13 protein-coding genes are annotated in these 13,362 nt (G+C 65.6%); 6 read left to right on the top strand and 7 right to left on the bottom strand.

Features of this window, described 5'->3' with window-relative positions:
* Positions 1-6 precede the first annotated feature (6 nt).
* The 3 genes from AC1DYM_RS00315 to AC1DYM_RS00305 all read right to left on the bottom strand — a co-directional run bounded on the left by AC1DYM_RS00315 (position 7) and on the right by AC1DYM_RS00305 (position 3,199).
* Positions 7-1,197, bottom strand: a complete 1,191-nt coding sequence (locus AC1DYM_RS00315; protein ID WP_477334869.1) for a DUF1501 domain-containing protein — start codon at positions 1,195-1,197, stop codon at positions 7-9.
* An 8-nt stretch (positions 1,198-1,205) separates the two neighbouring features.
* Positions 1,206-2,714 carry a DUF1800 domain-containing protein gene (locus tag AC1DYM_RS00310; protein ID WP_477334867.1) on the bottom strand — a complete coding sequence of 503 codons (1,509 nt, stop codon included), beginning with the start codon at positions 2,712-2,714 and terminating at the stop codon, positions 1,206-1,208.
* Between the two features lie 185 nt (positions 2,715-2,899).
* Complete coding sequence (locus AC1DYM_RS00305) at positions 2,900-3,199, bottom strand: hypothetical protein (RefSeq protein ID WP_477334865.1); 300 nt, start codon at positions 3,197-3,199, stop codon at positions 2,900-2,902.
* Between the two features lie 98 nt (positions 3,200-3,297).
* On the opposite strand from AC1DYM_RS00305, the gene AC1DYM_RS00300 reads away from it, so the two are divergent.
* A complete protein-coding gene (locus AC1DYM_RS00300) occupies positions 3,298-3,894 on the top strand; it encodes a class I SAM-dependent DNA methyltransferase (protein ID WP_046978489.1) in 597 nt (198 codons plus the stop codon).
* A 15-nt stretch (positions 3,895-3,909) separates the two neighbouring features.
* Here the strand turns inward: AC1DYM_RS00300 and AC1DYM_RS00295 are convergent, their stop codons facing one another.
* The gene (locus tag AC1DYM_RS00295; RefSeq protein ID WP_477334862.1) at positions 3,910-4,692 is read right to left on the bottom strand and encodes a lysostaphin resistance A-like protein; all 783 of its coding nucleotides are present in this window, start codon (positions 4,690-4,692) and stop codon (positions 3,910-3,912) included.
* A gap of 119 nt (positions 4,693-4,811) precedes the next feature.
* On the opposite strand from AC1DYM_RS00295, the gene AC1DYM_RS00290 reads away from it, so the two are divergent.
* Positions 4,812-6,386 carry a TerC family protein gene (locus tag AC1DYM_RS00290; RefSeq protein ID WP_477334860.1) on the top strand — a complete coding sequence of 525 codons (1,575 nt, stop codon included), beginning with the start codon at positions 4,812-4,814 and terminating at the stop codon, positions 6,384-6,386.
* 15 nt (positions 6,387-6,401) lie between these two features.
* Here the strand turns inward: AC1DYM_RS00290 and AC1DYM_RS00285 are convergent, their stop codons facing one another.
* Positions 6,402-6,824 (bottom strand): MAPEG family protein, encoded by a 423-nt coding sequence (locus tag AC1DYM_RS00285; RefSeq protein ID WP_477334858.1) that lies wholly within the window; start codon positions 6,822-6,824, stop codon positions 6,402-6,404.
* Between the two features lie 108 nt (positions 6,825-6,932).
* On the opposite strand from AC1DYM_RS00285, the gene ypfJ reads away from it, so the two are divergent.
* Positions 6,933-7,805, top strand: a complete 873-nt coding sequence (gene ypfJ, locus AC1DYM_RS00280; protein WP_477334856.1) for a KPN_02809 family neutral zinc metallopeptidase — start codon at positions 6,933-6,935, stop codon at positions 7,803-7,805.
* Positions 7,806-7,817: 12 nt separating this feature from the next.
* Positions 7,818-8,162 carry a YkgJ family cysteine cluster protein gene (locus tag AC1DYM_RS00275; protein ID WP_477334854.1) on the top strand — a complete coding sequence of 115 codons (345 nt, stop codon included), beginning with the start codon at positions 7,818-7,820 and terminating at the stop codon, positions 8,160-8,162.
* A 32-nt stretch (positions 8,163-8,194) separates the two neighbouring features.
* Here the strand turns inward: AC1DYM_RS00275 and AC1DYM_RS00270 are convergent, their stop codons facing one another.
* On the bottom strand, positions 8,195-10,075 hold the full coding sequence (locus AC1DYM_RS00270; protein ID WP_477334852.1) for a DEAD/DEAH box helicase: 1,881 nt from the start codon (positions 10,073-10,075) through the stop codon (positions 8,195-8,197).
* A gap of 146 nt (positions 10,076-10,221) precedes the next feature.
* On the opposite strand from AC1DYM_RS00270, the gene fghA reads away from it, so the two are divergent.
* Entirely contained in the window at positions 10,222-11,070 is an 849-nt protein-coding gene (gene fghA / locus AC1DYM_RS00265; protein WP_477334850.1) for an S-formylglutathione hydrolase, read from the top strand.
* The gene (gene rimJ, locus AC1DYM_RS00260) at positions 11,067-11,621 is read left to right on the top strand and encodes a ribosomal protein S5-alanine N-acetyltransferase (protein WP_477334848.1); all 555 of its coding nucleotides are present in this window, start codon (positions 11,067-11,069) and stop codon (positions 11,619-11,621) included. Before fghA ends, rimJ begins: the two co-directional genes overlap by 4 nt.
* Before the next feature lie 8 nt (positions 11,622-11,629).
* On the opposite strand, the gene AC1DYM_RS00255 is transcribed toward rimJ, so the two are convergent.
* Entirely contained in the window at positions 11,630-13,078 is a 1,449-nt protein-coding gene (locus tag AC1DYM_RS00255) for a DEAD/DEAH box helicase (RefSeq protein WP_477334846.1), read from the bottom strand.
* Positions 13,079-13,362: the final 284 nt, after the last annotated feature.

The raw sequence follows: 13,362 nt of genomic DNA, 5'->3' as shown, positions 1-13,362 counted from the left end.
TAGGCCCTAGACAAGTTGCAGGTCGCGAGGCTTTGCGCCAGGAAACACGGTGGCCAGGTCCTTATCGGACAGTCCATGGGTGCGGCGCAGGAGGCCTCCGAGCACGTCGCGATAGTTGTTGAGCACGGGGTAGTCGCGGTTCTGCAGCAGGCTGCCGGCGTTCACCGCGACCTGCTGCCCGGCAACGCGGCCGCCGTGGACCTTGCCGCCGAGGACCCAGTACGTCGTGCCATGACCGTGATCGGTACCCTTGTTACCGTTCTCGCGGAAGGTCCGACCAAATTCGGACACGACGACGACCACGGTGTTGTTCCACTCGGCCTCGCCCAGGCCATCGGCGAAGCTGGCAAGACCCTGCCCGAGATTGTCCAGGTTGTTGGCCAGCTGGCCATCGGCACCGCCCTGGTTCACATGCGTGTCCCACCCGCCGACGTCGACGAAACCCAGGCGGAACCGGTCGCGCATGAGGGTTGCCATACGCTGGCCCTGCTGCGCAAAACCCCGCGCGTTCACCGCACCGCGGCTCGCCGCGACCATTTCGGTCTGCAGATCCTGGGCTACCTGTTGGCGCAACTGCAGCCCGTCGGTGGCTGCCGCCTGTAGCGACGTGCCTTCGTACATGCTGGCGAGGATCTTCGACTGGCGGTCGTCGAAGACGGCCTTGCTGCCAACCTTGAGCGAGATGTTCGGGATGTCGCCCGCACCGCGGAACGACAGCGGCAGCGCGTCGGTGAACGCGATTGGCGGCGATCCCCGCAGTACGCTGGACAGGCGGCCCATGAAACCCGAACCGTAGTTGCGCGCGTCTCCTGCCTCACCGGCCTCGATGTTGTCCTGGGTTTCGAAGTGGCTTCGCGAGAGGTCGTCGGTGCCGGAAAACGGAATGAAAGCCAGCTGACGCTTGTCCCACAGTGGGCCCATCGAAGCGGCCAGTGCTGGGGTGAGACCCCAGTTCGTATCGAGTGCACGGACCGCCTTCGGGTTACCTGCATCCGGTTTGGCCAGCGCAATGCTCGGCCGCGATTCGTAATAGAAGTCGCTCGAGTACGGCACGAGCATGTTGTTCGCGTCGTAACCGCCGCGCAGGAAAACCAGCAGGAAGCGCGGCGACGACGCGGGTGCGGCAAACACCTTGCCACCCAGCATGAGCGCGGGAACGGTCGCGGCAGTGGCGAGCAGGAACTGGCGGCGATCCATGGTTAGCCTCAGCGGTAGTTGAAGTCGGGGGAGGCGAGCAGGAAGGTGTTCCATTCCTGCTGCGACGTGGCCTGGGTGAGCGCGTCGCGCGTCTTCGGCGACAAGTAGGGATCGAGGGTGGCGTAGTAGGTCGGCGTGGTCAGTTGCGGGAAGCCGCCGCGGGTATGCGTCCCCGCCTCGTCCAGATCGAACAGGTGGTTGGCGCCACTGCCGATGGCCCGGGCGATTTCGAAACGCTTGGCGATCTGGCCCGAGCTGGACCATTCGGAATCCGTGGTCGGCCAGCCGTCCGGCGTGATCCTGCCGAACGGCGCCTGTCCGAGCTGGTTGATCCAGTTGACCAGCGGACGCGGGTTCGACACCGGCTTGCCGTCGTAGGCGAGACGCATGGTCGAGACCAGGAACTGGGTCGGGTCCTTGTAGCGCTTGCCGAGCGACGCGGTGAATGCCTTCGAGGTCAGCATCGTGTCCATCACCGCGGCAATATCGCCATCGGTGTGGTGGAAGGTCTTCGCCATGGCTTTGACCAGTTCCGGTGGTGGATCGTTGGCGACGAAGTACTGCGCCAGCTTCGTGGAAACGAAGGTCGCGCAGGCAGGCTGGCTGACGATCAGGTCGACGGCTTTTTCAACCTCGTCGAATCCGCCGCCCTTGATCGTCGTGCCGAGCAAGACTTTGTCACCGAAGTCGTGTCGGTTCGGATTGAATTCGAAGACGCCTTCCTGCAGGTAGTACGCCTGCATGTCGGGTTTCATCTTTCGCGGCTGGCCGTCGAAGTTCACGCCGACACCGGTGAGGATGCGCGCCAGGTTCTGCACGTCGTCCTGGCTGTAGCCGCTGCCTACGCCTAGCGCGTGCAGTTCCATCAACTCGCGCGCGTAGTTCTCGTTGATCTTGTCGCGCGCGTTCTGCACGTTGTCGAGGTATTCGAGCATCGCCGGGCTTTTCAGCGTAGCCAGCACGAGGTCGCGGAACTTGCCCAGGGCATGCGGCCGGATGGTGTTCTGCGCGTAGTCGGCGACGACCCAGCGCACGCGGCCCTTCTGCTGGAACACGCTGAAATGATTCAGCCAGAACCAGACCATCTGCTCACGCAACTGGTTCTCGTCGTAGATGGCGTAGAGCAGTTCGGTCGCCTGGGCTTCCTGCGCATACTGGTTGCCCTGTTTCTGCAGGGCTTGTTTCGCCGCCTGTTTGCCATCGCCGTCGGGCATGGCATTGATGTCGCGATATTGGTCGCGGACTTGCGCCACCAGCGTCGCCATGGGCGTCTTCGCGACGTCGAAACCGTCGATCTGCGCGCGGACGTCGGCGGGAAGCCCGTCCGCTTTCGGATGCAGCTGGCGGTCAAGGAAACGGCGTCGACCCAGGTCGCGGTAGCTGGCGACCGTCGCCGAATCGATGCCGAAGGTCACCCGGTTCAACCAGGCGACGTCGTCCTTCGAGAGCGCTTCGTCGCGTGCCGCAGCGGGCAGGGCGACAAGGGCAAGCAGTACGGCGGTGGCCAACGCTCGCATGAAACCTCCGGTTCGGTGAGGTGTTCACCTTAAACGGGAGGGCGCGCCGAAGGTTTACCGCGAGCTAACCGCAAGAACATGTGGCGCGCTCAGGCAGGAGCCGATTTATCGGCGATCGGGCGCTTGCCCCAACCTCGCCCGCTGCCGCGGGATCGCCGATGAATCGGCTCCTACACAGAGCGCGCTTACATCTCGATTTCGTCGTCGCCGATAAATTCGATGGCGGCTTCGCGGTTGCCGGCGGTTTCCTCGGCGACCTCGCGTACGCGCTCGCCGACCTTGTCGTTCGGCACCTCGACTTCGACCGTGAAGGTCCGCGAGCCGACATCGTCCGACAATTCGCTCGAACTGGAGTCGTCGCGGACACCCATGCCGAAGTCGTCGATTTCTTCCACGCGTTCGACGCGGTCGATGCCGTGGATGGCGTTGATGACGTCGTCGAAGATGTCGCGGTCGCCGGTAATGCGGAGCTGGATGCGGGGCATGGGGTTCTCCTGAAGCCGTGACGTCCGATGCTGCGGCCGGGCATGTATGCCCGAAGTGTAGGCCCGGCTAACATAGGTGTTTTCGGCGACTGCGTACCATGCCCAAGACCTACGATCAGGCCTATTTCGACAAGTGGTACCGCAGCACGGACCATGCCGTGGGCTCGCCGGCCGAGCTTAACCGCAAGGTGGCCATGGTGCTCGCCCAGGCGGAGTTCTACCTCGGCCATCCGGTACGTAACGTCCTCGACATCGGCTGCGGTGAAGCGCCGTGGCGGGCGGTGTTGCGGAAGATGCGGCCGGGTATCGACTATCGTGGGCTCGAGGCCAGCGAATACGCCGTGGCACGCTACGGTCGCTCGCGAAATATCGGTTATGCCCGTTTCGGCCAACTGGCCGAGTTGCGCTTCGACACGCGGTTCGACCTGATCGTCTGCACCGATGTGCTGCACTACCTCAAGCCCGCCGAGATCCGTGCCGGGCTGACCGGCATCGGCGAGATGCTCGAAGGCCTGGCATTCCTCGAGCTCTATACGCGTGAGGATGATCCCGGCGGCGATCGCGAAGGGTTCCTGTCGCGACCGGCACGCTGGTACCGCGCCGCGTTCAATGAGGTGGGCCTGCTACCGGTGGGCTCGCAGTGTTACGCCGGACCACGCCTGTCGCGCCACGTGGCCTCGTTGGAAACCTTCTAACCGTTCGACGGTGCGTCAGGTCGCCATGAACCAGCTGGCTGTCGCCAGCGCGTTGTTGGCGGCGTGTGCGACGAAGCCCGGCCAGATCGACCCGCTGCGTACGCGCAGCCAGGCGCAGAACACGCCGACCAAGATCAGGTTGGGCACGGCATACCAGAGCCATTCCAGGTCAGGCAGGTGCACCGCGCCGAAGACGATGGCCGAGACCGCGATGGCCCAGCCATCACCAAGACGGGTCCGCAGCACCGACAGCAGGGCGCCGCGGAACAACACTTCCTCAATCAGGGGGCCGACCAGCACCACGGCCGGGAGCAAGGCCACCCGCATGCCGACGTGTGCGCGATCGGCGATGTCGGTGACCGTCTGGCTCACATCGTGGCCAGCCGCCAGGAACTGGGTGAGCAGGCCGCCGAGCACGGGCGCGAGGATGCCCAGTACCGTGCCCAGTGCGATGTAGCGCCCCGGGGGCGGCGTGAAGCCGAGTCCGCCGGCGCCGCCGTCGAGCGTTTTTGCCGACCAGCGTCGCACGATCCATGTGACAACCACCCCCGCCGCACAGGTCAGGGTGAGGATCACGACAAAGATCAGGCGGTCGGGCTGGTCCGGTACCGCATCGGGGAACATCCGCGCGATGAACTGCGAGGTGGCGCCAAAGGCGCCGCCAAAGCCCGCCTGCAGCGCGAAGTAGGCGAGGATGGTCAGGACGGTCTCGAGCAGGCCGGGCGTTCGTGCCGGCAGGGCAGGTGGGGCGGAGACGGTGTCCAGGGGTGGGGAGGTCGGCGAGATATCGTGAGGCATGAACCACCGTAGCCGACGGGGTTGGGCTCCGCAACGGCGCTTCTGGCACAGACCGTCATGTGCCCCCTGTATAGTGTTGCGTCCCTTCCGGAGGAAACCGGGCGCCCCCGCGCCGACCCATGTTCGCTTTCGACTGGCTTGCCGACCCTTCGGCCTGGGCGGGTCTTCTCACGTTGATCGTGCTGGAGATCGTGCTCGGTATCGACAACCTCGTCTTTGTCGCGATCCTCGCCGACAAGCTCCACGCCCGCCAACGCGATCAGGCGCGGCTCTTGGGCCTTGGCCTGGCCCTGCTCATGCGCCTGTGCCTTCTGGCCGCCATGTCCTGGCTGGTCACGCTCACCAAGCCCCTGTTCAGCTGGAACGGCTTCGGCCTGTCCTGGCGCGACCTTATCCTCGTGATCGGTGGCGGCTTCCTGCTGTTCAAGGCCACCCTGGAGCTGCACGAGCGGCTCGAAGCCGACGATGGCGCCGACGGCAAGGCCGCGCGTCGCGCCAGTTTCTGGCTGGTCGTGGCGCAGATCGTCATCCTCGATGCCGTGTTCTCGCTGGATTCGGTGATCACCGCCGTCGGCATGGTCGATCATCTGTCGATCATGATGATCGGCGTGGTCATCGCCATGGGCCTGATGATCACCGCGAGCAAGCCGTTGACCGTGTTCGTCAACGCCCGCCCGACGATCGTCATCCTCTGCCTGTCGTTCCTGCTGATGATCGGCTTCAGCCTGATCGCCGAGGGCTTTGGCTTCCACATTCCCAAGGGGTACCTGTACGCCGCGATCGGCTTCTCGATCATGATCGAGGCGTTCAACCAGACCATGCGGCGGAACCGCCGTCGCTCGCTGCTGGTCGGCGGCCGCATCATGCGGGACCGCACGGCGAAGGCCGTGTTGCGCCTGCTGGGCGGCGCACCTGACGACGAGAGCGACAGCGGCAAGAGCACGCCCGCCACCGAGGCCACCGACACGGGGGTGTTCGGCAAGGACGAGCTGGAAATGGTCCAGGGTGTCCTCGACCTTTCCCAGCGTCCGGTCCGCTCGATCATGACCCCGCGCACGGAAATCGTCTGGGTCGATCCGGGCGAGGACCTGCCGACCCTGCTGACCGAGGCGCGCGAGTCGCCCCATCACTGGATGCTGGTCGCCCACGGCGATCTCGACGCATTGATTGGGGTGGTGTCGTCGCGCGACCTGCTTGCCAGCCTCGCCGATCACGGCCGCCTGGAAACCGAGCGCGTCGTGCGCAAGCCGATCACGGTGCTCGAATCGCTCAGCGTGCTCCGTCTCATCGACGAATTCCGCCGTGCGCCGCTACAGGTGGCCCTGGTGGTCGACGAGTACGGCAGCATCCTCGGCCTGGTCACGCCGGCCGACGTGCTCGAGGTGATCGCGGGTGAATTCCCCGACGAGACCAGCGAGGGCGATCCGTCCGCGGTCAGCGAGCCCGATGGTGCCTGGTTGCTCGATGCCAGCCTGGACGTGCGTCGCGTGGAGCACCTGCTCGGCCACCGTCTCCCCGGCGCGAGCGATGGCAACTTCTCCACGCTTGCCGGATTCGTGCTTCAGCAGTTGGGGCGCTTGCCCAGCGCCGGGGACCGTTTCGAAACCGATGGCCTCGAATTCGAGGTCACCGCGATGGAAGGTGCCCGCATCCAGCGCGTTCGCGTCCTGGCCGTGGCGAAAGACGACGACTAACGGTTACCTCAGACGTCAGGCGGCTTCTTCGGCTGGGGCCGCGTTGTTTTCCATGATCGCCATGCCGATGCCGCCGGCGGCCATGATCATCAGTGCCGCCCAGGCGATCATCGAGACCATGTAGCCCGGCCCGCGACGCGAGGCTTCGCGGGCATAGGCCCAGGCATACCAGGCGCGGCCGGCGAGCCAGATCAGCCCGGCGATGCCCGCCCACAGCGGATCGGCGTACTGGGCCGCCAGCCACAACGCGGGAATGAACATCACCGCGTTCTCCAGCGTATTCATCTGCACCCGCCAGGCCCGCTCGAAGGCGGGATCGCCGGAGATCGACGGCGCCTTGATCCCGTAGCGGTGGCGCGCCCGGCCCACCATCCACACGGTGGCGAACATCAGGAGCAGGGTGAGCAGGGTGACGACGGCGGGGAGCTGACTGGTCATGAAACCTATCCGGGGAGCGTATTCAGCCGCCGAGTCTAGCGGTTCTGGTCCATGCGATCATGCCGACCGTGTCTCGCTCCGGGGACGCATCCATGGGAGGAGGGCGCCATGCTCTGGCAAAAAGGCCGTAGAAGCGACAACGTGGAAGACGCGGGCGAAGGTGGCGGTGGTGGCGGTCCGTCCTTCGGAGGACGCGGCCTCGGCATCGGCGGCATCATCATCCTGGCTATCCTCGGGATGGTGTTCTACAAGGACCCCACGGCCCTGCTCGGCCAGGGCGAACCGGGCGCCGCACCCCAGCAGCAGACCCCGTCGGCGCCACATCAGGCGGCGTCCAACGATCCGCAGGTGGATTTCGTCCGCGCCATCCTGGGCGAGACCGAAGACACCTGGGGCGAGATCTTTGCGGCGAATGGCCAGACGTACGAGCGGCCGAAGCTGGTGCTGTTCCATGGTGGCGTCCGCACGGCCTGTGGCTCGGCCTCATCGGCGGTGGGGCCGTTCTATTGCCCCGGCGACCACAAGGTCTACCTCGATCTGGACTTCTTCCAGACCATGCAGCAGCGCTTCCACTCGGCCGGCGATTTCGCTCGCGCGTATGTCATTGCCCATGAGGTGGGCCATCACGTGCAGAACCTCGTCGGCGTCTTCGACAAGGTGAGCGACGCGCGTCGTCGGGGTGCGCGCCTGGAAGGTGCTACGGGACTCTCCGTGCGACAGGAACTGCAAGCAGACTGCTTCGCCGGCGTATGGGCCAACCGTTCTCAGCAACGCCAGCAATGGCTGCAACCCGGTGACGTCGAGTCGGCGCTCAATGCGGCGACGGCGATCGGCGACGACGCCTTGCAGGAGCAGGCTCAGGGCAGGGTCGTCCCCGACTCGTTTACGCACGGCACCTCGGCGCAGCGCGTGAAGTGGTTCAAGACCGGTCTCGAATCCGGTGACATCGGCAAGTGCAACACTTTCTCCGGTTCGATCTGACCTAAGCGACGTATGACCCATCCCTGTCTTCTCTGTGGCGCGTGCTGCGCAACGTTTCGCGTGGCCTTCCACTGGATGGAAACCGATCTCGCCGGCGGCATCGTGCCGTCGGCGCTGACCGAACACCTGGACCCGCACCGGGTGAACATGCACGGCACCAACGCCTACCAGCCGCGCTGCAAGTCGCTCGTGGGCGAGGTCGGCGTTGCCGCGCATTGCGGTATCTACGAAGTGCGGCCGTCGCCCTGCCACGACCTTCAGCCTGCGTGGGAGAACGGCGAGCCGAGCCCGCAATGCGACAAGGCGCGGGTGAAGCACGGGATGCAGCCGCTCACCCTGGAAATGTGGGAGCCATAAAAAAAGGCACCCGAAGGTGCCTTTTTCGTTACTCAGTAATCGCGCTTCTTGCGCGGCGGCTTGCCGCCACCGGGAGGACCGCCAGCGCCACCGTGGCCACCGGGGCGGGCGCCCTGGGGACGGAAGCTGCGCTGCGGCGGACGCGAGGCATTGCCGCTCTGCGGAGCTTCCACGCCATCCCACTCGGCGATCTTCAGCTGCTGCTGGGCCACCCACACCTTTTTCAGGTGGGTGAAGACCTCCGGCGGCATGCCGTCCGGCAGGTCGATCAGGCTGTAGTCGTCACGGATGCTCACGCGACCGATGAACTTGGCCTCGACGCCGCCTTCGTTGGCGATGGCACCGACGATGTTGCCCGGCTTGACGCCGTGCTCGTGGCCCACTTCGATGCGATACGTGCGCTTGCCGGCTTCCGTGGTGTGCGGACGCGGCTGGCGCATGCCTTCACGAACCGGACGACGGTCGCTGAAGTCGCCGCCGCTGTCGCGCGGACCACGGTCACGGTCGAAATCACGCTGCGGACGCTCGCGATCGAACTCGCGCGGCGGACGCTCGGTGTATTCGCGCTTGGCCGGCGGCTCGAGCAGCAGCGGCTGGTCGCCCTGGGCGATCTTGGCCAGCGCGGCCGCGATCTCGATCGCAGGAATATTGTGCTCCTGCTCGAACTTCTCGACCATCTGCTGAAACAGGCCGAGGTCGCCCGTCGCCAGCGTGTCGGTGATCTTCTGGTTGAACTTGTTGATGCGCGTGTCGTTGACCGCTTCGATCGTCGGCAACTGCATCTGTTCGATCGGCTGGCGCGTGGCGCGCTCGATCTGGCGGAGCAGGTTCTTCTCGCGCGGCGTGACGAACAGGATCGCCTCACCACTGCGACCGGCGCGGCCGGTGCGACCGATGCGATGCACGTACGACTCGGTATCGTGCGGGATGTCGTAGTTCAGCACGTGGCTGATGCGCTCGACGTCGAGGCCGCGGGCGGCCACGTCGGTCGCGATGAGGATGTCGAGCTTGCCGGTCTTCAGCTGGTCGATCACGCGCTCACGCTGCGCCTGGGCGATGTCGCCGTTGATGGCAGCCGCGGCAAAACCCCTTGCCTGCAGCTTGCTGGCCAGTTCTTCAGTGGCCTGCTTGGTGCGCGTGAACACGATCATCGCATCGAAGCTTTCGGCTTCGAGGATGCGGGTCAGTGCGTCGAGCTTGTGCACGCCGCTGACAAACCAGTAACGCTGGCGAATGTTCGCCGCGGTCGTGGTCTTGTTCTTGATCGTGATCTCGATCGGCTCTTTCAGGTAGGTCTGCGCGATGCGACGGATCGGCGCCGGCATGGTCGCGGAGAACAGGGCGACCTGACGCGTCTTCGGCGTGGCCTGCAGCAGCTTCTCGACGTCGTCGATAAAGCCCATGCGAAGCATTTCGTCGGCTTCGTCGAGCACCAGGAAGCGCAGGCCGGAGAGATCCAGCGTGCCCTTGTCGAGATGGTCGATGACGCGACCCGGCGTGCCGACGATGACCTGCGCGCCGCGCTTGAGGCCCTGCAGCTGCGGACCGTAGCTCTGGCCGCCGTAGATCGGCAGGACCTGGAAGCCGGGCATGTAGGTGGCGTACTTCTGGAAGGCTTCGGCGACCTGGATGGCGAGCTCGCGGGTCGGCGCGAGAACCAGCGCCTGCGGCTTGCCGGGCTTCAGGTCGATGCGCGAGAGCACCGGCAGCGCGAAGGCAGCGGTCTTGCCGGTGCCGGTCTGCGCCTGGCCGATGACGTCGCGGCCTTCGAGCAGCGGCGGAATGGTGGCGGCCTGGATCGGCGACGGCACTTCGTAGCCGACTTCGGCCAGGACGCGCATGACTTTTTCGTCGAGCGCGAGCGCGCTAAAACCGGGCTGGGCCGGAGCGTTATCTGTATCGGGGGATGACATGGCGACCTCGAAGAGGGGGCGCGGCGGCGGAAGCGGCGCCGGGCAGTAGCGGTATTGTAGCAGCGATGGGCGCCTGGTGAGGCGGGCCATAGCCACTTGTTGCGTCGGCGTTACACTTCCCGGTCAGCTTTCGTAGGGAGAAGGGCATGACGACGATCGAGACGATTTCGGAACAACGCTGCTTCGGCGGCCTTCAGGGGTTTTACTCCCATGCATCCGAGGCGTGCGGCGGTACGATGCGTTTTGCGGTTTTCATGCCTCCGGCGGCCGAAAACGGGCCTGTTCCTGTCCTGTGGTACCTCGCCGGTCTGACGTGTACCGCTGAAACCTTCACCATCAAGGCTGGCGCGCAACGCGCCGCCGCCGAGCTGGGTATAGCGCTGGTGATGCCCGACACGAGTCCACGCGAGACCGGCATTGAAGGCGCCACCGGTGACTGGGAATTCGGTGAGGGCGCAGGCTTCTACCTGGACGCCACCGAAGCCCCATGGGCTTCACGTTTTCGTATGTACAGCTACGTCGTCGACGAACTGCCCCGGGTGGTCTCGGAACGGTTCGCCCTGGACATGAGCCGGCAAGGCATTTTCGGCCATTCCATGGGTGGACACGGTGCGTTGACCATCGCACTGCGTAACCCGGGCCGTTATCGTTCGGTGTCGGCGTTCGCACCGATCGTCGCGCCTGCCACCGTGCCCTGGGGCGAGAAGGCGTTCCCGCGATATCTCGGCGACGATCGCAAGGCATGGGCCCTGCACGACGCCACCCAGCTCGTTCGCGACGGTGCGCGCTTCGACGGTCGTATCCTTATCGACCAGGGTGAAGCCGATGGCTTCCTGACAAACCAGTTGCAGCCCCAGCGTTTCGAGGCCGCGTGTGAAGAAGCGGGCCAGCCGCTCCAGTTGCGCATGCAGCCGGGTTACGACCACAGTTATTACTTCATCCAGAGCTTCGTCGAGGATCACCTGCGTCATCACGCGAAGGCACTCGCGGTATGAGCGAACCGATCCGCATGCGCACACCGCGAACGGTGATTCGCCTGCTGGATGTGGACGAGGCCGAGTTGCTACGCCGTTACCGGATAGAGAACCGGGAGCACCTCAGGCTGTGGGAGCCTTTGCGCACCGAGTCGCACTACACCGCGGACGGCTGCCGGCTCGCCATCGAGGCGGGCCTCGAGGCGGCAAGGGCGGATCGCGGATTTCCGTTCGTCGTGCTGACGCCCGACAGTAGCGAAATCATCGCGACATTCACCCTGGCCAACGTCGTCCGTGGCGTCTTCCAGGCCTGCCATCTTGGCTACGGCATTGCGCGGAAACACGAAGGGCAGGGCCTGATGTACGAGGCCCTGGACGCCGCTATCCGTTATGCGTTCGGCCCTCTGGACTTCCATCGCGTGATGGCGAATTACATGCCACGCAATGACCGGAGTGGCCGCCTTCTCGAGCGGTTGGGCTTCGAGAAGGAAGGCTATGCCAAGCGCTACCTGAAGATCGACGGGCTGTGGGAAGACCACGTGCTCACCGCGAAAATCAGGGCGCAGGGCTGAGCGATCGATCAGGCCTTGTTGGTGGCCGGACCGGTACGCGTACGACGACGCTTGTGGTTGCCGGTGTTCTCGCCGGTGCCCGCGGCCGAATGGCCGTGCGGACGATGCGACGACGGACGACCGGCGCTGGAACCACCGCCACCCTGGCGAGCTTCGCCGCCAGCGGAACGGCCCTGGCCGTTGCTGGCCGAGCGACCCTGGCCGCCAGCCGAGCGACCCTGGCCACCACCGGAACGGCCTTGGCCGACCTGGTTGCGCGAGGCCTGCGGCTGACGTGGCTGCTGCTTCGGACGCGGCGCACCGGCGTCCATGCGCAGCGGCGTGCTCGGCTCGTAGCCCGGGACGTTGACGACTTCGAGGTCGGTCTTGAGCAGGCGACCGATGTCGCGCAGCAGGCCCGACTCGTCGTGGCTGACGAGCGAGATGGCCTGGCCTTCGGCGCCCGCGCGGCCGGTGCGGCCGATGCGATGCACGTAATCCTCGGCCACCATCGGCAGATCGAAGTTGATCACCACCGGCAGCTGGTCGATGTCGATACCGCGCGCGGCGATGTCGGTGGCGACGAGCACGGTGACACGGCCGGTCTTGAAGTCCGACAGGGCGCGCGTGCGGGCGTTCTGGCTCTTGTTGCCGTGGATCGCCGCGGCCTTGATGCCGGACTGTTCCAGGTGGCGTACGAGCTTGTCGGCGCCGTGCTTGGTGCGACCGAAGACCAGCGTCTGGCGACGGCTGTCCTGGGAAAGGATGTGCAGCAGCAGGTCGCGCTTGTTGGCCGCGTCGACCGGGTGCACGCGGTGCGTGACCGTGTTGGCGACGGTGTTGGCCGGCGTGGTCGAGACTTCCTTCGGATCACGCATGAACTGCTGCGCGAGCGCCTTGATTTCCGGCGCGAACGTGGCCGAGAACAGAAGCGTCTGGCGCTGGCGCGGCACGGCGGCGAGGATGCGCTTGAGCGCCGGGAGGAAGCCCATGTCGAGCATGCGGTCGGCTTCGTCGAGGACGAGCACGTCGACCTTGGAGAGGTCGACCGAGCGCTGCTGCATGTGGTCGATCAGGCGGCCCGGCGTGGCGACAACGATGTCGACGCCGCGGCGCAGTGCCTGCAGCTGATTGCCCATGCCGACGCCGCCGAAGATGACGGTGCTGGAAAGGCGGACGTACTTGCCGTAGTCGCGCAGGTTTTCCTGCACCTGGGCGGCGAGTTCGCGGGTCGGGGTGAGGATCAGAGCGCGGATCGGGCGACGCGTATCGCTACGGTCGTCCTTGGAAAGCAGCTGCAGCAGCGGCAACGCGAACGCGGCCGTCTTGCCGGTACCCGTCTGGGCGGCGGCCATGAGGTCGTTGCCGGCGAGGACAAGGGGAATGGCCGCGGACTGGATCGGAGTCGGCTTTTCATAGCCGGCTTCGGAAAGGGCGCRCAGCAACGCGGGCGCAAGGCCCAGCGAATCGAATGACATGGAGTGAAGCTCCTGCGTGACTCGAGCGTTCCCTGGAACCGCGCTACAAGTCGATGGATTGGCGGCCGCTAACCATGACGAAGACAGCAGGCTGGCCGGTGTCGAGCGCGCTTCCGAGGGTGGGGGAACGGGCGGGAGAATCTCCACGCCGGGGGTCCGCAAGGGAGTCGGAGCGCAAGCACGACCCGCCGAGTATACCTTATTGCGGCGCACAATGCGCCTGGCCCTGGACGAGGGAAGAGCATCGCCGATGAATCGGCTCCTACCAGGGCCTGTGCAGACAG

Source organism: Luteibacter sp. P1_D3 (assembly GCF_056406135.1).
The sequence above is the reverse complement of the archived record's forward strand: the minus strand, read 5'-3'. Positions and strand labels throughout refer to the sequence as shown.